This window comes from Massilia frigida, from assembly GCF_011682175.1.
Taxonomy (GTDB): domain Bacteria; phylum Pseudomonadota; class Gammaproteobacteria; order Burkholderiales; family Burkholderiaceae_D; genus Telluria_A; species Telluria_A frigida.
This window is the reverse complement of sequence record NZ_WHJG01000016.1, coordinates 80651-99306: the sequence shown is the minus strand read 5'-3', so window position 1 is coordinate 99306 and position 18656 is coordinate 80651. Positions and strand designations below refer to the sequence as shown.

Genomic DNA, 18656 nt, shown 5'->3' with positions numbered 1-18656 from the left:
CCGCCGCTGCCGCACGTAGCGGCAGGGCTCAAATGGCGTGGGTTGAATTAACGGGAGCGCTGTGTGTCGCGGGCGTTCTTGGCACTGTCAGTGCCATCCTGGCTGCCAAGCAGCAGCTCAGGATCAAGCTTGATGTTATTGCGGTGGATTTCCACGTGCAGATGGGGACCGCTGACGCGCCCGGTGGCGCCGGTGTGGCCGATAAGCTGCCCCTTTGCCACGGCCTGCCCCACTTTGACGCTGCGCAGCTTCAAGTGAGCGTAGACAGAGCGCAGCCCGCCGGCGTGTTCGATGGCGATCACCTCTCCGTACTTGGCTTCGCCCTGGTAGAGATCGGTCGATGCGGTGACTGTGCCAGACGCCGGTGCCATGATCGGTGTGCCCGCCCGCGCCGCCAGATCGATCCCGCCGTGAGGCGTGGCGCCGGCTGTCCTGACGGTGCCAAAATAGCTGGTAATGTGCATGCGCTGCAGGGGCGCCAGCCATTGGGGGAGCGATTCCGCGGCCGGATTGACAGGATGCGGCGACGTATCGACGGCCCGCAGGGCGAAGGCCGGCTGCAAGACCAGCATGCGGTCCAGTGTTTTGCGGGTGGAGGAAAATGACCAATGCAGCTCTTCCTCAGCATGTTGATGGATCGCGCGCGCGCTCAGGGGATGCTGTTTCCACAAACACTTTAACAGGCTCAACTCGGTAATGGATGGAATGGACATGGGACGTCTCCTTGTGGCGAATGCCGCAATATTGCGACAAATGTCGCATGCTTGCAAGAAATTTATGCGACAATTGTCACACACGGTGTGTTTCCCGTATTACTTCAAGCCGACAGCCCTTGCGTCATCCGTCACGCCACGCCAGGTCGCAGCGGACGCGCGCGGGTGAGCAGGGAATTGGCGTGGCATGCCACGCCCCTGCGTAACGTGCCGCTTTCGCGCACGCGAAAGTGCTTACCTTCCAGGGCTTCGCTCAGTTCCGCTACTACTTGTGGAGCGGTGACCTTGGCTTTGCCTGCTATCTGTGGGACTGCCTGCGCGCCGAAGCGCAATTTCCCACACTCGACGTTTTTTACGCTCCCCCACATTAAGGTGAACAGCATGCTGAAAAAATTACTCCTGGCGCTCGCTCTTGGTATGACGCCAATCCCTTCTGTTCACGCTCAATCGATTGCCTTTACCTTCGATGACGGGCCGGAGCTGGCCGAGACGCCGCGCATGTCGCCCCAGCAGCGCAACCAGGCCATGCTCGACGCCCTTGCAAAGCACAAGGTCAAGGCCGCCCTGTTTGTCACCGTGGGCAATGGCGCCGACCGACCCGCCGGCCTCGCGCTGGCACGCGCCTGGGGACGGGCCGGCCACGCGGTGGGCAATCACACCATGACGCACCCTGATTTCCACGCTGCCCAGGTCAGCCTGGCGCAGTTCCAGCAGGAACTGATCGATTGCGACGCGGTGATCAGCACGCTGCCCGGCTACCAGAAGTGGTTTCGTTTTCCTTATCTGCGCGAGGGGAATGTGCCCGAAAAGCGTGACGGCATGCGCGCTTTCATGAAAGCGCAGGCTTACCGCAACGCCTATGTGAGCCTCGATACCAGCGACTGGCGCTTGAACGAAAAGCTGATTGAGGTGCTGGAAAGCGGCAATGCGGCTGCCGTCGGTCCGATCCGGGAGGCCTACCTGGCGCACCTTCGCCAGCGGGCACAGGCCTACCGGTCGCTGTCGCACACCTTGCAGGGCAGGGACATTGCGCAGGTGATCCTGCTGCACCATAACCTGATCAACGCGATGTGGCTCGATGACGTGATCGCCATGTTCAAGCAGATGGGGTGGACCATCACAACGCCGGAAGCCGCGTTCGCCGACCCGGTTTACCAGCTCGTTCCCGAACGCGAAACAGCCGGGCAAAGTCTGTTGCTTTCGATGGCGCGCAGCCTGGGTGTGGGTAAGGTCGAAGGCTGGTCGCGCCTGGTCGATGATGGCGATCACGAGATCGCCGCGCTGAAGGCGCAGGGCATCTGACTGCCTTCACCTTGCAGCGCCAATTGTAAGAGCGCGCAGCCGTCCCGGAGTTCACGCTCACGCCCAATTTTTTCAGGGTTTCAGTAGCAAGCGTGTCGAGCCTGCCCGCCGGGATGGTTGCCCCGGTAAGCGAACTCTTGCGTGTTTTGGCATACACGCCCGTTCCGATCCGGACCAGCACGCCTTTGGATTGCAATGCCTTCAAGGCCTCCGTGCCTTGCGAAGCGCTTCCCAAGCCAGCCCTTTCCGCTCGCAATATGATATTGCCAATGCGCAGCTTTACAGATCTCAACATCAGGTCTTCAAGTTTCATTGCCCCGCTCCCTCCAATGCTCTCTCTCCGAGTAGATGCACCCTCTCCCATTTGTGAAGTATTATCCGTTATAAACAATATCTTAGAACTTCACACATGGCCGACCAACCCGGTCTTTGCAGGCGAACCGGCGGGGCCAACGCTGTGCCGCCCGCATCGCGGCGCAGTCGCATGCGCACCCAGCTAACCCTGCAAACAGTCCAATCCCCACCCATTTGGTGTACGATTCACTCATGTTTTCGTTTCTACAACTTCGCATCGTCAATTTTTCATGAAACAGGCTTCTCATGCACGACACTGGTAACGCCGCCGCAGCCGCCAGCGCCGACTGGAGCGCCACCGACCTGGGTGACCCGCTGGCCTGGCCACAGGCCCTGCGCCTGTGCGTCGACATCGTCCTCAACACCCCGCTGCCAATGCTGCTGCTGTGGGGGCCGCGCCACATCGTGGTGTTCAACCAGGCCTACGCCGAGCTGGCCGGACCGCGCCATCCACGCGCTCCCGGCGGCCGGGTGCCGGCGGTCTGGCCGGCCCCGCTCGCGGCCAGCCAGGCGGCACTCGACAGCGCGTTCGGCGGCGACATGGTCCGCCTGGCGCGCCAGCGCCTGAGCTTCCCGCGCGACAGCGGCTTTGAGGCGGCCGACTACGACCTGTACTTCACCCCGGTGCGCGACGCCGACGCCGTGGGCGGCGTGCTGTGCGCGCTGGCGCCGAGCGCGCCTGCGGCCGGCCTGCCCGACCCCGCCGACGGCCTGCGCATCCTGGTGGTGGAAGATAATCTCGATTCGCAATACCTGGTGGTCGAAATGCTGCGTGCCTTCGGCCACCAAGCCGAGGGCGTGGGCGACGCCGAAAGCGCGCTGGCGCTGCTGAACCGCAATAGCTACAACGTGCTGTTTTCCGACGTCAGCCTGCCCGGCATGTCCGGAGTCGACATGGCGCGCGAAGCGCTGCGCCTGCAAACCGGCCTGAACGTGATTTTCGCGTCCGGTTACGGCGATGCCCTGCTGCGCCACGTGGAGTTCGCCCACCAGTCGCTGCAAAAGCCGTATGAACTCGAACATCTGCAAGCGGCGCTCGCCACCGTGTCCGGGCGGCTCCATAGCGGAGTATGATCGTTTCAAGTGTGTGCTTCGATGCGGCGCCGGTCGGCTAAAATCGTCATCGCGCCACTCGCCGCCTGCGCGGGAGACGTTGCGGGGCTGTCCCCGCCCATTTCTTCACGATTGCCGAAATCCAGATGATGATTCCCACCGAGCCGATCGGAAGCATACCGCGCCCGCCCTCCCTGATCGCCGCGGTCGAAAGTGGCAAGCACAGCGAGAGCGAACTCGACGCGCTGTACGAGGAAGCCGTGCGCGACACCGTGGCGCGCCTGGAAGCGACCGGCTCGACCGTCATCAGCGATGGCGAGCAGCGCAAATACCATAACTTCCTGACCTACTGCGTGCACGGCTCGGCCAACACCGCACCGGACGGCTTCCAGATCCCGTTCGCGGACGGCCACATGCGCCGCATGCCGCGCCTGATGCGCGCCCCGTTCCACTACGAGCGCTACGCCGACAGCTACCTGGCCACGGCCCAGCGCTATGCCACGGTGGCGCTCAAGCAAGCCGTGATTTCCCCCTCGGCCCTGTCGCTCATGTACCCGCCCGAAGGCTTGCCCGGCTACTCGCGCGACCAGTTCATCGACGACCTGCTGGGCGAGCACGAAACCGAAATCCGGCGCTGCCTCGCGCAGGGCGCGCACAAGGTCCAGGTCGACTTCACCGAGGGCCGGCTGGCCGTCAAGCTCGACCCGAGCGGCGCACTGCTGTCGAGCTTCATCGACCTCAACAACCTGGCCCTGAACCGCTTTTCCAGCGCCGAGCGGGCCCTGATCGGGGTCCACACCTGCCCCGGCGCCGACCGCGATTCGACCCACAGCCTGGATGTCGACTACGCCCAACTGCTGCCCAGCCTGTTTGAACTACAGGTCGGCAATGTCTACATCGCCCTGGCGAGCGAACCGGACCCGGTGCGGGTACTGAAGATCATCGCCAGCCACCTCAAGCCGGGCCAGCGCGTGTTCGTCGGCGTGATCGACCCCATCGATCCGCTCATCGAAACGCCGCAACTGGTGTGCGAGCGCATCTTGCTGGCGGCCCAGTTCATCCCCCCCGGCCAGCTCGGCAGCACCGACGACTGCGGCTTTTCACCCTTCTGCGACGACCGCTCGACCAGCCGCGAGACGGCCTTTGCCAAGATCGCCGCGCGCGTGGCCGGCACCGCGCTGGCCAGCGCCATTCTGCGGGAGCGTGCGTGAACGACGAACACGACGAAACCGAACTGATGCGCGCGGTGGCCCTGCGCAACGCCAGCAGCGTGCTGGCGGCGCGCCAGCGCGCCCAGCAGGAGCTGATGGAAACCAAGGATGCCCTGCGCCAAGCCAACACGCGCATGGAAAACATGCTCGAAAGCCTGACCGACGGCTTTTGCGCGGTCGACCGCAGCTGGCGCATCACCTACATCAACGCGCGCGCGCTGCAACTGCTGTCGGCCCGCGGCAAGACGCGCGACGCCCTGCTCGGCCGCGTCATCTGGGATGAATTCCCCGAACTGCGCAACAGCGCCATGGAACAGCAATACCGGCGCGCCATGGATTCGCAGGAAACGGTCAGCTTCGAATTCTTTTACGCCAGCCTGGGCAGCTGGTTCGACTTGCGCGCCTACCCATCCGACGATGGCCTGACCGTCTACTTCCAGGACATCAGCAAGCGCAAGGCCGACGAACAAGCCCTGCTCGACGGCAGCAGCCGCCTGCAAGTGGCGCTCTCGGCCGGGCGGCTGGGCGACTGGCGCTGGGACGCCGGCGCCGACCGCGTGACCCTGGGCGCGCGCGCCGCCGAAATCTTCGGCCTGCCCGCCGAAACCCCGCTGCCCTGGGACAGCCTGCGCGAGCGCCTGCACGCTGGCGACAAGGACATGGCGCGCACCGAATTCCTGCAAGCCTTCGCCCAGCACACCGACCTCAACATCGAATGCCGGGTCGACCGGCCCGATGGCGACCACTGCTGGATCGGGGTGGTCGGGCGCGCCGACTACGACCGCGACGGCACCGTGCTCGGCATGACCGGCGTGGTGCAGGACATCAGCACCCGCAAGAGCGCCGAGGACACCCTGCGCGAGAGCGAGGAAGTGCTGCGCGCGCTGGCCAATTCGATTCCCCAGCTGGCCTGGATGGCCCAGGCCGACGGCGCCATCGTCTGGTTCAACAAGCGCTGGTACGAATACACCGGCACCACGCCCGACCAGATGGTCGGCTGGGGCTGGCAATCGACGCACGACCCCGAGGTGCTGCCGCAAATGTTGCTGCGTTGGCATGAATCTATCCGCACCGGCAATCCCTTCGAGATGGAATTCCCGATCCGCGGCGCCGACGGCGACTACCGCTGGTTCCTGACCCGCGTCAACGCCGTGCGCGACCGCCTGGGCCACGTGGTGCGCTGGTTCGGCACCAATACCGACGTCGACCAGGTCAAGCGCGTGCAGCAAGCCCTGCGCGACGAATCGAACGTGCTCGAACTGCTCAACAGCACCGGCAGCGCGCTGGCGTCCCAGCGCGACCTGCGCTCGCTCCTGCAAACCGTGACCGACGCCGCCACCGGCATCAGCGGGGCCCGCTTCGGCGCCTTCTTTTATCACGGCAAGGACAGCGATGGCGACCTGTTCACCCTGCACACCGTGGCCGGGGTCGCCCCGGCCGAGTTCGAGACCGATGGCGAGCTGCGCGCCAGCGCCCTGTTCGGACCGAATTTGCGCGGCGAAAGCGTGCTGCGTTCGGACGATATCGGTGCCGATCCGCGCTACGCCCCGCTGCAGGCGCAGGAGGGCATGGCCGCCGAGCAGATCGGCGTGCGCAGCTACCTGGCGGTGCCGGTCATCGCGCGCTCGGGCGAAGTGCTGGGCAGCCTGTTTTTCAGCCACCCGGAAACCGCCATTTTCAGCGAGCGCACCGAGCGCATCGTGGGCGGCATCGCGGCCCAGGCCGCCGTGGCGATCGACAATACGCGCCTGTACGAAGCGGCCCAGCACGCGGCCGAGGAACGCAAGGTGCTGCTCGAAAGCGAACGCTCGGCGCGCGCCGAAGCCGAACGCACCAGCCAGATGAAAGATGAATTCCTGGCCACCCTGTCGCACGAACTGCGCACGCCGCTGTCGGCCATTCTCGGCTGGGCCCAGGTGCTGCGGCGCGGCAGCCGCGACCAGGCCGACCTGCAGCGCGGCCTGCAAACCATCGAGCGCAATGCGCGCGCCCAGGCCCAGCTGATCGAAGACTTGCTCGACATGAGCCGCATCACCTCGGGCAAGGTGCTGCTCGACATGCAGACCGTGGCGCCGGCCGGGTTCATCGACGCCGCCATCGAAACGGTGCGCCCGGCCGCCGACGCCAAGAATATCCGCCTCGAAAAATTCTACGCCCCTGGCGTGGGCATGATCGCCGGCGACCCGGCCCGCTTGCAGCAAGTGATCTGGAACTTGCTGTCGAACGCCATCAAGTTCACCGCGCGCGACGGCATGGTCTGCATCACCCTGCGCGGCGCCCCCGGCCATGTCCAGATCGCCGTCAACGATAGCGGCGCCGGCATCAAGCCCGAATTCATGGCCCATGTGTTCGAACGCTTCCGCCAGGGCGACGCCTCCACCACGCGCAAGCACGGCGGGCTGGGACTGGGCCTGTCGATCGTCAAGCACCTGATCGAGCAGCACGGCGGCACGGTGCGCGCCGACAGCCCCGGCGAGGGCCACGGCGCCACCTTCACCATCGAGCTGCCGGCCGCCAACCGCCAGAGCCCGGCCGCGCGCACCGGCCGCGCCTTCGCCCTGCCGCTGGCCCCGCTCACCCCCGAGATCCTGCTGCGCGACCTGTCGCACCTGGACGTGCTGGTGGTGGACGACGAACCCGACGCGCGCGACCTGATCCGGCGGATATTGTCTGATTGCAATGCCAGCGTGCGCACGGCGGCCAGCGCGGCCGAGGCGCTGGCCGAGTTCCGGAATACGCCGCCCGATGTCCTGGTGAGCGACCTGGGCATGCCGGACGTGGACGGCTTCGAGCTGCTGGCGCAGGTGCGCGCGCTCGGCCATGCCGGCGGGGGCGACGTGCCGGCGGTGGCGCTGACCGCGTTCGCGCGTTCGGAAGACCGGCTGCGCGCGCTGGAAGCGGGATTCATGGCGCATATCGCCAAGCCGGTCGAGCCGAGCGAACTGATCGCTACGGTGGCGTCGATGGGAGAAAACCGGCCGCGCTGACATACAATGGGATTCCTACTGCCGCACGCGGCGCTGTCCTACAAGAAATGTTCGATACACTGTTACACTAGCAACACGTTAATATCGCGCGTGCGCCCATGGCCGCACGCCCCTCCGCCTTGACCGAGACAACGCATGCCAAGCCGAGAAGACATACTGAACGCAAAAATCCTCGTCGTGGACGATTCGGCCGACAATGTCGAGCTGATGGAAGAGATATTGCGCGAGGAAGGCTATAACTGCGTCAGCTCGACCATGCTCCCCGAACAAGTTTGTCCGCTGCACCGCCAGCATTGCTACGACCTGATCCTGCTCGACCTGCAAATGCCGGGCATGAACGGCTTCCAGGTCATGAAGGGCTTGAAGGAAATTGAACAGGGTGGCTACCTGCCGGTACTGGCGCTCACCGCCCAGCCGAGTTTCAAGATCGCCGCGCTGGAAGCCGGTGCGCGCGATTTCATCAGCAAGCCCTTCGACCTGCTCGAAGTGCACAAGCGCATCCATAACATGCTGGAAGTCCGGCTGCTGTACAAGGAACTGGCCCAGTACAGCCGCGCCCAGCAGGAGCTGGCGCTGCACGATCCGCTGACGGGCTTGCCGAACCGGCGTCTGCTGGAAGACCGCATCGAAACCACCTTGCAGCACGCCAACCGCAACCACCACAAGGCGGCCATCATGTATCTCGACCTCGATGGCTTCAAGGCGATCAACGATACCTATGGCCACGCCTACGGCGACGAAGTGCTCAAGATTGTCGCCCAGCGGCTGGTGGCCTCGTCGCGCAAGGAAGATACCGTGGCGCGCCTCGGTGGCGACGAATTCATGGTGGTGCTGGGCGAAGTGTCGGGCCTGGCCGATGCGCACGGGCCGGCGGCCAAGCTGGTCGAAGCCGTGTCCGAACCGTTTTTCATCAACGACCTGACCTTGCGCCTGTCGACCAGTATCGGGATCAGCATTTATCCGGACGATGCCGAGACGGTGGAAGCGCTGATCAGCATTGCCGATTACGCCCTGTACGAGGCCAAGCGCGGCGGCAAGAACCGCTTCTGCGCCACCTCGGCCACGCCGGCCGGCGCGCTGGCGCAGGAAGCGCTGGTGGTGGCGCCACGGCGTTAACGTCGCTTACCTGTCCCCACGCTCTCTCCAGTAAACGAAAAACCGTCGTTCCCGCTTGCGCGGGAACGACGGGGTAGGGACTTTTGACTAATCAGTAACTAAGCCACGGGAGATGGCATCACGCCCTCCCCTGACCAGAACTACTTGGAGGCCTTGGCGGCCTGCTTGGTATTGGCCTCGATCGATTTCGCATGCTGGTGATCGGTGCTGGCATTGACCATTTCAGGCGGTACCTCAATGCGCGTGATGCCGGCATCGACCGAAATCGGATCGCTGGCCGGAAAGGTCATTTCGACCGCATCATCGAGCAAGGTTTCCTTGGCGGCCTGCTCATCGGTATCGCACTCTTCCTCGGCCAGCACGTTGATCGCGCTGGCCCACTTGACGAACTTCAGATTCGCCAGATCGCCGATGGTGGTGATATTAAAGGCCTCGTGCAGCGCCTTGGCATCCTTGGTGCTCAGGCCACGCATGGCCGAGAGCGGCGCATTGCGCAGGTCACGGAAGCATTTGCCGGTAAATTCGGCGTCGACGATGGTGTTGATATTCATGGCTTACCCTTTCAATGTGCCACGCCACGATGGTGGCGATGTAGCGTGCCGTACGGCCGCGCCATACGGCAGCGCTTGTCCTGATGTCACTATCGCATACGCCCCTGCCCGCGTATGTGCGTTAGCGTACCTTGCATGCATGTGAGCTGTACGCTTGCATTTTGACATTGGATTACCCGATTGATATGATGAACACCGTCCCCTCACGACAGCCGCGTTCGCTGTTGCCAGAGGCAAATTTCCGGTTCTGCTATCCTGTCGGCAGCAATGCTCCAGACCTGTTTCAACCAACAACGCAGTGCAGGAATGACGTGACCACCATAGAAAAACCGAAGATTCTCGTCGTCAACGATGACCCGGCCAGCCTGCTCGCATTGACCAGTCTGCTGGACCAGTGGGCCGACGAGTCCGGCTACTCCGTCCTGTCCGCCCGCTCGGGCCAGGAAGCCTTGCGCCAGGTGCTGCTGCACGACTTCGCCGTGATCCTGCTCGACGTCAACATGCCCGGCATGGATGGCTTTGAAACGGCCGAGGCCATCCACCAGCGTGCGCGCTCGGCCGACATTCCGATCATCTTCGTGACCGCCTTCCTGGCCGACGAAATCGACCGCCTGAAAGCCTACCAGCGCGGCGCCGCCGATTTCCTGTTCACGCCGGTCATCCCGCAAATCCTGCACGCCAAGGTCCAGGTGTTCGTGGCGCTGGCCACCAAGAACGAGGAACTCAAGCGCCAGACGCACAAGCTGAGCCAGCGCACCACCGAGCTGACCGTCACCAACAAGCGCCTCACCCGCGAAATGGAAGAGCGCCAGGCGGCCGAAGCCAAAAGCCACGCCAAGGATGAATTCCTGGCCATGCTCGGGCACGAGCTGCGCAATCCGCTCAGCGCCATCAGCAGCGCCGCCTCGCTGATCGGCCTGCCCGGGGCGCCGGCCGACACGGTCAGCCGCGCCAGGCAGATCATCCAGCGCCAGAGCCAGCACCTGTCGCGCATCGTGGACGATCTGCTCGACCTGTCGCGCGCCATGTCCGGCAAGATCTTGCTCGACAAGCAAAACGTCGACGTCGCCGCGCTCGTCTCCGCCGGCCTCGACACCTTCAAGGCCACCGGCCGCACCGCCAATTACCTGCTCAATGTCGACCTGCAAGCGGGCTGGGTCGATGGCGACCCGACCCGCCTCGAACAGATCGCCACCAACCTGATCGACAACGCCCTCAAGTACACCCCGCCCGGCGGCACCATCGACATCACGGTGGCCGACAAGGGCAAGGACATCGTGCTCGAAGTGCGCGATACCGGGGTGGGCATTTCGGCCGAACTGCTGCCGCACGTGTTCGACGTGTTCGTGCAGGGCAGCATCACGCTCGACCGCGCGCAAGGCGGCCTGGGCATCGGACTGGCCCTGGTGCGGCGCCTGGTCGAGCTGCATGGCGGCACGGTGTCGGCCCACAGCGAGGGCGCCAGCGCCGGCTCCACCTTTGTCATCCGCCTGCCGCGCGCCACCCCGCTGGCGGCCGCCGCCAGTAGCGCGCCGGCCGCCTTGGCGCAAGAGGGCAAGCCCGCCATCCTGCTAATCGAAGACAACGACGACGGCCGCGAAATGATGGCCACCATGCTCGGCGCCTACGGCTACCCGGTGCGCCACGCGGCCGACGGCGTGCAGGGCGTGCAGATGGCGCGCAGCTTCCTGCCCGACGTCGCCCTGGTCGACATCGGCCTGCCCGGCATCGACGGCTACGAAGTGGCGCGCCGCCTGCGCCAGGGCGGCGACACTTGCCACATCAAGCTGATCGCCCTGACCGGCTACGGCCTGGCCGACGACCAGCGCCGCGTGCTCGAAGCCGGCTTCGACAAGCACCTGGTCAAGCCGGTCGAGATCGCCCACCTGCTCGACGCCATCGGCCAGTGCGCCGCCACCACGCACGACTGAGCCCGGCCCGGCCACCGGCGCAGGCGCGCATGGCCGCTGCGCCATGCGCGCCTGCGCCGCGACAGGCGCGCGCAAGCTGTTGTATGATTTGGGAAACATTCTAAGAGTCCAGCATGAGCTTACCGCCCTCCCCTCCGCATGACGCCGACCCGGACCGCCAGCTTGCCGAACGCAATGCCGACCTGAGCGAACTGCTCGGCCATCTGACGACTTGCCGGGATGACGAGCGGCGCTTGCTGGCGCGCAAGCTGCACGACAGCCTCGGCTCGTCGATGACGGCCCTGACCATGCACCTGGCCCTGCTGACCCAGCAACTGCCCAAGGAAAAGGCGCTGCAAGAGCGCACCGCCCAGATGAAACAGTTGCTGATGACCATCATCAACACCAACCGCGACATGCAGCTGTCGCTGTGGAACGACAAGCTGGAGTTTCTCGGCATCAAATCAGCCATCGCCGAGCTGGTCAGCGACTTTGGCAAACAGCACCATCTGGTGGCGCGCTGCAGCCTGCCCGACGAGGATGAAAGCTATCCGCGCGAACACGGGGTGGCATTGCTGCGCGCGCTGGAAGAAGGTTTACGCAATATCGCCGCGCATGCCGGGGCGACTGAAATCGATGTGATTCTGGACGATGGCGGCGACGAGCGCATGCTCACGGTGCGCGACAATGGCGTGGGACTGGGCGAGCGCTCCGCTGCGTCGTCCGGCTGCCACGGCCTGCGCCTGCTGCGCGAGCGCGCGCGCTACCTTGGCGGCGCCCTGTCGGTGATGCCGGCCGGCCAGCGCGGCACCGTCATGATCCTGACCCTGCCCAAGGTGCCGGCGGCGCAGGCGGCGCCCAGCGACTAAGCCGCTGGCGCAAGCCTTGCCATCCTGGCATCAGCCAGGTCTGCGGTTGCGCAACGGCGCTGCCATCCTGAGCGCGGTCTTGGGCGAAGAAATAGCCTTGGAGCACGTGCGCGTCAGTGCAGCTTCACCTGGGGCGTGCTGCGCTTGATCAGGAAGCGCGCCAGCGCCAGCACCCCGGTCCGCACGTGACCGAGCACGGCCGCGTGATGCATCAGGTGCAGGCTGACATACATCATGCGCGCAAAAAAGCCTTCGACGAACCAGCTCAAGCCCTTTAGCGAACCCATCAGGCTGCCCACGGTGGTGGTCTGGCCGAACGACACCAGCGAACCGTAATCCTTGTATTCGTAGGGCTTGCTTTGCGCCGCCTTGCCAGCCTGCTGGCGCAGGAAGGTGGCAAGCAGGTAATCGGCCTGCTGGTGCGCGGCCTGGGCGCGCGGCGGCACCATCTTGCCTGCGGCGTCGGTGCAGGCGGCGCAATCGCCCATGGCGTAGATGCCGGAAGCATCTTTCACGCGCAGGAAGCCGTCGACCTCGATCTGGCCGCCCTTGGCCAGCGGCAAGCCGAGCGTGGCCAGGAATTCGGGCGCGCGGATGCCGGCCGCCCACACACACAGGTCGGACGGGTAAACATTGCCGTTCTTGTCGGTCACCTGGCCGGGCGCGATGGCGGTCACGCGGCACTCGTTGACCACCTTGATGCCGCGTTCGTGCAGCAGCTTGAGGGCCGCGTCCGAAACCCGTTCGGGCAGCGGCGCGAGAATGCGCGGTGCCCCTTCGAGCAAGGTGAGGCGCACATCCTGGCGCGGCTGGAGGTGCTGGAAACCATAGGTGGTGTACACCGCGCTCGCCTCGCGCAGCTCGGCCGCCAGTTCCACCCCGGTGGCGCCGCCGCCGATGATGACGATATCGACCCCGGCGCCGGGCTCGACCGCCTTGCGCGCATCGGCCCGGGCCAGCAGTTTCAACAGTTGCAGGCGGAAGCGCTCGGCGTCTTCGGTCGCGTTCAGGGAAATCGTGTATTCCTTGGCGCCAGGCACGCCGAAATAGTTGGACGTGCTGCCGACGGCAATCACCAGCGAACCGAATTCGAGGGTGCGCTCGGGCAGCACTTCCTCGTCCTGGGACGTGCGGATGGGGCCGATGGTCAGGCGCCTGGCGGCGGCATCGAGCCCGGTCAGGGCGCCGTACACGAAGCTGAAACCGTTATCGTGGGCCAGCATTTGGTAGGACAAGCCTTCCTGGTGGATGTCGAGCGTGCCGGCGGCAACTTCGTGCAGGGAGGGTTTCCAGATGTGCGACAAGCGGCTATCGACGAGAAACACCTTGGACGGACCCAGCTTGCGGCCCAATTTGCTAGCCAGCTCCAGCCCGCCAGCTCCACCACCGACAATCACAATTTCGCCGCGCAAAAGTATCTCCCTGAATTATTTGACAACGCCAGTCTACTGCGTTCCGGGAAATCGCGCCCACGCTGTACCGGTGGACGCCCGCGGCTTGAGTAGCGTCGGCGGCGCGCAGGCGGGCGACCCGGGCTGCCTGCCCAGCCGCGGGCTAAGGCTCGGCATTGGGTCCCGCCTTCGCGGGGAGTCGTTTCTGCCAGTGGCAGCAACGACGATGTGGAGGTCCCGGGCAAGCGGGGGCGCTAGTTCTTATCGCGGCCGTGACCGTTGCCATGGCCATTTCCGTTGCCGTGACCGTTGCCATGACCGCGTCCATGATCCCGGTCACGCTCCTTGCGGTCATGGCGATCGTAGCCATCATCGCGGCCGCGTCCATGGTCCCGGTCGCGTCCGCCGCCGCGCATCTCGCGGTAGCGCGGCGCATAGGTATTGGTGTACCAGTCGTCACGCACGAAATACACCTGGCGCCCGCAGGCGTCGTAGCGCGCGCAATGCTTGCTCCACTTTTTCATGTGCCCTGGCGGCACCCGCAGATACAGCGGCTCCGGCGCCACGCGCGCATAGCGTTCGATCACCACCGGCTGCGTATAGACGACCGGCGGCCGGCCGAAATCGCCAAGCTCGATGCGTCCGTAAAACCCCGGCTGCCCGATATTGATGCTGACATTGGTCTGGGCCTGCCCGGACAAACTCGCGCCCAGCAGGACGGCGGCGATGATTACGCTTTTCATGGTTGCCTCACAAAGAAAGTCAACGCGCCCGGCAGGCGCGCCGTCAGCCGCCGGCGCCACGCGCCTTGCCACTCACATCCATTAGTTTAACAAAAGCAATAGCCAAGTCGGTACGCCAGCGCACACAGGCTGCCTCACATGGCCCGGAACAAGGCCATGAACGGCTGGCTCACGGCCAGCGTCTCGGGCCGGGTGCGCAGGCGCACCACCCCGCGCCCGCTCTCGTCGCGCGCCACCGAGGCGATCGCCTTGAGGTTGACGATGGTCGAGCGATGGATCTGGCGGAACATGGCCGGATCGAGCACGTCGAGCAGTTCGCGGATCGGTTTGCGCAGCAGCGCCTCGCCCTGGGCCGTCATCACCACCGTGTACTTGCTGTCGGCCTGAAAATAGGCGACATCCTCGACCATGATCAAGCGCGTTTCGGCGCCCGCGCTGGCGGTCAGCCAGACCAGCGGTTCCGGCCTGGCCGGCGGCGCCAGCTCGCGTCCCAGCTGGCGCAGCAAGGCCGCCAGCACGCCGGCGTCCGCCGTGCCGCTGGCCAGGCGCGCCTTGACCCGCTGCACCGTGGCGGCCAGGCGCGCCGGCGCCACCGGCTTGAGCAGGTAGTCGAGCGCGCCGCGCTCGAAGGCATCGATCGCGTACTGGTCGTAGGCGGTCACGAACACGACCTGGGTACGCGGACTGACCTCGGCCAGCGCGCCGGCCACTTCCAGCCCGCTCAGTCCCGGCATGCGGATATCCAGGAACGCCACCTGCGGCTGGTGCGCGGCCAGCGCTTCGAGCGCGCTGCCGCCATCGTCGCAGGCGGCCACGATGCGCAACTCCGGCCAGGCCCCGGCCAGCTGCTGCACCAGCGCATCGCGCAACAGCAGCTCGTCTTCGGCAATGATGCAATCAACCATCACGCCGCGCCTCCGCCAGCGCCGTTGCCGTTGCCGTTGCCGCGGCCGGATACGGCACGCTGATCGTGGCCGCCACCCCGCACGGATAGTTGGACACGATGGCAAACCCCGCAGCGCCGCCGTACGCCAGGCGCAGCCGTTCGCGCACATTGCGCAAGCCGATGCCGGTACCGCCCCCTTCGGCCGAAAAGCCGCGTCCATCGTCGGCCACCGTCAACGCCAGCGCGCCCTCGTGCACGCGCGCGATGATCCACACCGTGCCGCCGCCCGGTTTCGGCTCCAGCCCGTGCTTGATGGCGTTTTCGACCAGGGTTTGCAGCATCATCGCGGGAAACGGCGCCCCATGCAGTTGCGCCGCCACGTCGACTTGCAGGCGCAGGCGCGGCCCCATGCGGATCACCAGGATGTCCAGGTAAGCCCTGGCGCGTTCCAGCTCCTGGCCCAGGGTCGAGAGCGCATCGTCGGTGCGCGGCAGCGAGTTGCGCAGGTAAGAAATCAGGTTGCCCAGCATCTCGTCGGCGCGGGCCGGATCGCTGCGGGTCAGCAATTGCGCGCTGGCCAGGGTGTTATACAGGAAATGCGGTTCGACCTGCGCATGCAGCAAGCTCAGCTTGGCGACGGTCAGTTCCTTTTCGGTCGCCGTCTGGATCGCCGCCGCCTGCTCGCCGCGGCGCCGCTCGGCCACCCGGCGCGCCACGGCGCGGCCGATGGCATCGGCGTTTTCCAGGTTGCCGCCGGCATCGACCAGGAACCAGTCGGTCCAGGCCCCGCGTTCCGGCTCGCAGATCAGGGTGACGCTGCCGGCATCGCCATTCGGGGTGACGGTCACGATGATCTGGTTGCCGCCCGGGCTGGCGTGGCCCGTAAACAGCCACGCCGCGCCGCCGCTGTAGGGCGGCACCGAGCCGATCCTGGCGCGCACCTGCAGGCTGTCGCGCGCGCTGTCGACCTGGCCGGCGCCGGGCAGTTCGCGGATGGCGGCGTCGATGATGTCGAACGTCTCGCCGGCCTCGAACGGCACCTCGATCTGGCGCCGCTGGCGGCAAGCCAGGGTGGCGCGGTCGACCTCGCCCGTGAGCAGGCGCACCCGGCGCACGTGCGAAAACGCGGTCACGGCGGCAAACGCCATCACGCCCAGCACCAGCAGCAACAGGCCGCCACCGCTATCGCGCTCGCTGAGCAGCGTTTGCGCCACGGTAATCGCCAGCGCCGTGGCCACGATGGCCCACGCCAGGGTGATCCGGAAGATAAAAAAGAAACTTGTCATGGTCGGCAATCCAGTCAGGGAGGGGTGGAAATGACTATAGCAAGCGGCCCGTGCCGGGCGGGAGCGGATCCGACGAAACCGCGCCGGCGCCGACGAACGCCACTTTGGGCGCCGCTCCGTGCGTTTTCCGGAACGGAAGATAGCACACCCGCCAACGTTGCTCCAAGCCGCCCGCTGAACCCCAGGCACGCCACCACGGCGCGGCAATAGCGCAACATCCCGACGCCAATCCGCCACCCTCTTTAGATACATATCAAGCTTTGCCGGAAGGCGCGGCGGACGCGGTTTTCCGATGAAAAATCGCAGGTACTATTCCCTTGCAGAAAGAGCTTCTGCAAAGAAAAAAACCCAACCGAAGAAACCAAGGAGCTGGAATGAACACAACGATCAATCAGCAGCGCACCCTGTCCACCCTGGCCATACTCGCCGTCATCGCCGCCGGCCTGGGCCTGGGCGCACCGGCGTTCGCCGCGCAAGCGACGGCCACCGCCGGCGGCACCGTGGTCACCCCGATCGCCGTCGTGGTCGGCACCAACCTGGCGTTCGGCACCTTTGCCGCCGCGGCCGGCGGCACCATCACCGTCAGCACCAGCGGCGTGCGCGCCGTCAGCGGCGTGGTGGCGATGGGCGCCTCGCCCACCTCGGCGGCCAAGTTCGACATCACGGGCGAGCCGGGCAGCACCTACGCCATCACCCACTCGGGCACGGCACTGCTGACCAACAGCGGCGGCGGCGGCGAAACCATGGCCCTGGCCAAATTCAGCGACCTGACCGGCGCCAACGCCACCTCGGGCGATGCCGCCACCGGCACCCTCTCGGCCGGCGGCACCCAGTCGCTGTACGTGGGCGGCACCCTGACCGTGGCCGCCAACCAGGCTCCTGGCACCTACGCCGGCAATGTCATCGCCACCGTTGAATACAACTGACGCGCGCCGCCGGTGCGTGCGCCTGTTGTGGCGCACCGCTACGCTCGGCGTGGCTGCCTGCCTGCTGGCAGCCACGCCGGCGCGCGCCCAGTTGAACGTGGTGGCCGCCGGCGAGCTCGCCTTCGGCCGCTTCGCCGCGATCGCCGCCGGCAGCGTCCATGTCGGCACGGGCGGCGCGCGTTCCGCGGCCGGCGGCGTGGTGCTGCTGGCATCGGCCGGCGCGCCGGCCAGGTTCACCATCAGCGACAAGAAACCTGCCAACGCCAACCTGGTCTACATCATCAGCCTGCCGGCCGGCGCCCTCATCAGCGACGGCGCCGCGAGCATGGCCCTGAGCGACTTCGTCAGCGTCCCGGCCGGCGCCGGCATGCTCTCCGGCGGCACCCAGCTGCTTGCGGTGGGCGCCACCTTGCAAGTCGCGCCCGGCCAGCGACCCGGCAACTACAGTGGCACCTTCCCCATCACCATCGAATATCAATAGCCGATCACCGTCCCGCGAGGCCCCTATGCACTCCACCTTCTCCCTTGCGCGCGCCGCGCGCCTGTTCCTGGCAGCCATCCTGGCGGGGGCGCTGCCCTTGCAGGCGCTGGCCGGCCTGATGCTCAACCCGACCCGCGTGGTATTCACCAAGAACCAGCGCGCCGCCCAGGTCGAACTGATCAACAGCGACAGCACCCCCGCCACCTACCGTATCAGCCTGGTCAACCGGCGCATGACCGAGAGCGGCGAATTCACCGGCGCCGACGCGGCCGGGCCGGACGACCGCTTCGCCGACGCCATGCTCAGTTTTTCGCCGCGCCAGGTTACCCTGCTGCCGGGTGCCGCCCAGGTGGTGCGCGTCATGCTGCGCAAGCCGGCCAGCCTGGCCCCGGGCGAATACCGCTCGCACCTGCACTTCGAAAAACTGGCCGACACCACGGGCGCGAGCAGCGTCGAACAGCAAGGCGCGGGCGCGCAGCAGATCGGGGTGGTGCTCAACACCCTGATCGGCGCCTCGATTCCCGTCATCGTGCGGCACCAGACCGAGGGCGCCAGCGTGACCCTGGGCGCGCTCGACGTCCAGCGCGGCCCCGCAGGCGCGCTGCTCTCGTTCCAGATCGGGCGCAGCGGCGACAGCTCGGTGTACGGCGACGTCAGCGCTGCCTTCGTGGCGCAGGGCGGCAGCACCGAACACGTGCTGGCCAAAGCCGCCGGCGTGGCCATCTACACCCCCAATCCCCTGCGCAAGGCCAGCCTGAACCTGACCATGCCGCCCGGCGTCACGCTCACGCGCGGCACCCTGCACCTGCGCTTTCGCGAGCGCGCCGAAGCCGGCGGCGCGGTGCTGGCCGAAGCCACGCTCGCCCTGCCCTGAGCG

At 66.1% G+C, this 18656-nt stretch carries 17 protein-coding genes; 10 read left to right on the top strand and 7 right to left on the bottom strand.

Annotated features, from left to right (window positions below):
• Positions 1-47 precede the first annotated feature (47 nt).
• The gene (locus tag F2P44_RS36385; protein WP_167088239.1) at positions 48-713 is read right to left on the bottom strand and encodes a peptidoglycan DD-metalloendopeptidase family protein; all 666 of its coding nucleotides are present in this window, start codon (positions 711-713) and stop codon (positions 48-50) included.
• Between the two features lie 131 nt (positions 714-844).
• Entirely contained in the window at positions 845-1096 is a 252-nt protein-coding gene (locus tag F2P44_RS17020) for a hypothetical protein (protein ID WP_167088238.1), read from the bottom strand.
• Between F2P44_RS17020 and F2P44_RS17015 the strand changes: the two genes are divergently transcribed.
• The 5 genes from F2P44_RS17015 (at position 1095) to F2P44_RS16995 (ending at position 8736) form a co-directional block, all read left to right on the top strand.
• Positions 1095-2015: a polysaccharide deacetylase family protein gene (locus F2P44_RS17015; protein WP_167088284.1), complete on the top strand. Its 921-nt coding sequence runs from the start codon at positions 1095-1097 to the stop codon at positions 2013-2015. The two genes, F2P44_RS17020 and F2P44_RS17015, sit on opposite strands and share 2 nt — an antisense overlap.
• A 600-nt stretch (positions 2016-2615) precedes the next feature.
• Entirely contained in the window at positions 2616-3443 is an 828-nt protein-coding gene (locus tag F2P44_RS17010) for a response regulator (RefSeq protein ID WP_167088237.1), read from the top strand.
• 125 nt (positions 3444-3568) lie between these two features.
• Positions 3569-4633 (top strand): uroporphyrinogen decarboxylase/cobalamine-independent methonine synthase family protein, encoded by a 1065-nt coding sequence (locus F2P44_RS17005; protein ID WP_167088236.1) that lies wholly within the window; start codon positions 3569-3571, stop codon positions 4631-4633.
• Positions 4630-7620 (top strand): hybrid sensor histidine kinase/response regulator, encoded by a 2991-nt coding sequence (locus F2P44_RS17000; protein ID WP_370662706.1) that lies wholly within the window; start codon positions 4630-4632, stop codon positions 7618-7620. The genes F2P44_RS17005 and F2P44_RS17000 overlap by 4 nt, the downstream gene beginning before the upstream one ends.
• A gap of 135 nt (positions 7621-7755) precedes the next feature.
• A complete protein-coding gene (locus F2P44_RS16995; protein ID WP_167088235.1) occupies positions 7756-8736 on the top strand; it encodes a GGDEF domain-containing response regulator in 981 nt (326 codons plus the stop codon).
• A 140-nt stretch (positions 8737-8876) separates the two neighbouring features.
• Here the strand turns inward: F2P44_RS16995 and F2P44_RS16990 are convergent, their stop codons facing one another.
• A complete protein-coding gene (locus tag F2P44_RS16990; protein ID WP_167088234.1) occupies positions 8877-9287 on the bottom strand; it encodes a hypothetical protein in 411 nt (136 codons plus the stop codon).
• Between the two features lie 311 nt (positions 9288-9598).
• Between F2P44_RS16990 and F2P44_RS16985 the strand changes: the two genes are divergently transcribed.
• Together F2P44_RS16985 and F2P44_RS16980 are read left to right on the top strand one after the other, a co-directional pair.
• The gene (locus F2P44_RS16985) at positions 9599-11218 is read left to right on the top strand and encodes a response regulator (protein ID WP_167088233.1); all 1620 of its coding nucleotides are present in this window, start codon (positions 9599-9601) and stop codon (positions 11216-11218) included.
• A gap of 113 nt (positions 11219-11331) precedes the next feature.
• Complete coding sequence (locus F2P44_RS16980; RefSeq protein ID WP_167088232.1) at positions 11332-12066, top strand: sensor histidine kinase; 735 nt, start codon at positions 11332-11334, stop codon at positions 12064-12066.
• Between the two features lie 113 nt (positions 12067-12179).
• Here the strand turns inward: F2P44_RS16980 and F2P44_RS16975 are convergent, their stop codons facing one another.
• The 4 genes from F2P44_RS16975 to F2P44_RS16960 all read right to left on the bottom strand — a co-directional run bounded on the left by F2P44_RS16975 (position 12180) and on the right by F2P44_RS16960 (position 16372).
• Positions 12180-13478 carry an NAD(P)/FAD-dependent oxidoreductase gene (locus F2P44_RS16975; protein ID WP_167088231.1) on the bottom strand — a complete coding sequence of 433 codons (1299 nt, stop codon included), beginning with the start codon at positions 13476-13478 and terminating at the stop codon, positions 12180-12182.
• A gap of 233 nt (positions 13479-13711) precedes the next feature.
• Positions 13712-14200: a hypothetical protein gene (locus F2P44_RS16970; protein WP_167088230.1), complete on the bottom strand. Its 489-nt coding sequence runs from the start codon at positions 14198-14200 to the stop codon at positions 13712-13714.
• 134 nt (positions 14201-14334) lie between these two features.
• Positions 14335-15105, bottom strand: coding sequence for a LytR/AlgR family response regulator transcription factor (locus F2P44_RS16965; RefSeq protein ID WP_167088229.1), 771 nt, complete (start codon positions 15103-15105; stop codon positions 14335-14337).
• Positions 15098-16372 (bottom strand): histidine kinase, encoded by a 1275-nt coding sequence (locus tag F2P44_RS16960; protein ID WP_167088228.1) that lies wholly within the window; start codon positions 16370-16372, stop codon positions 15098-15100. Before F2P44_RS16960 ends, F2P44_RS16965 begins: the two co-directional genes overlap by 8 nt.
• Positions 16373-16746: 374 nt before the next feature.
• Between F2P44_RS16960 and F2P44_RS16955 the strand changes: the two genes are divergently transcribed.
• Genes F2P44_RS16955 through F2P44_RS16945 form a run of 3 tightly spaced genes read left to right on the top strand, consistent with a single transcriptional unit; the run spans position 16747 to position 18653 of the window.
• A complete protein-coding gene (locus tag F2P44_RS16955) occupies positions 16747-17298 on the top strand; it encodes a DUF4402 domain-containing protein (protein ID WP_167088227.1) in 552 nt (183 codons plus the stop codon).
• A complete protein-coding gene (locus tag F2P44_RS16950) occupies positions 17285-17779 on the top strand; it encodes a DUF4402 domain-containing protein (RefSeq protein ID WP_167088226.1) in 495 nt (164 codons plus the stop codon). Before F2P44_RS16955 ends, F2P44_RS16950 begins: the two co-directional genes overlap by 14 nt.
• Positions 17780-17804: 25 nt before the next feature.
• Complete coding sequence (locus F2P44_RS16945) at positions 17805-18653, top strand: fimbrial biogenesis chaperone (RefSeq protein WP_167088225.1); 849 nt, start codon at positions 17805-17807, stop codon at positions 18651-18653.
• Positions 18654-18656 lie beyond the last annotated feature (3 nt).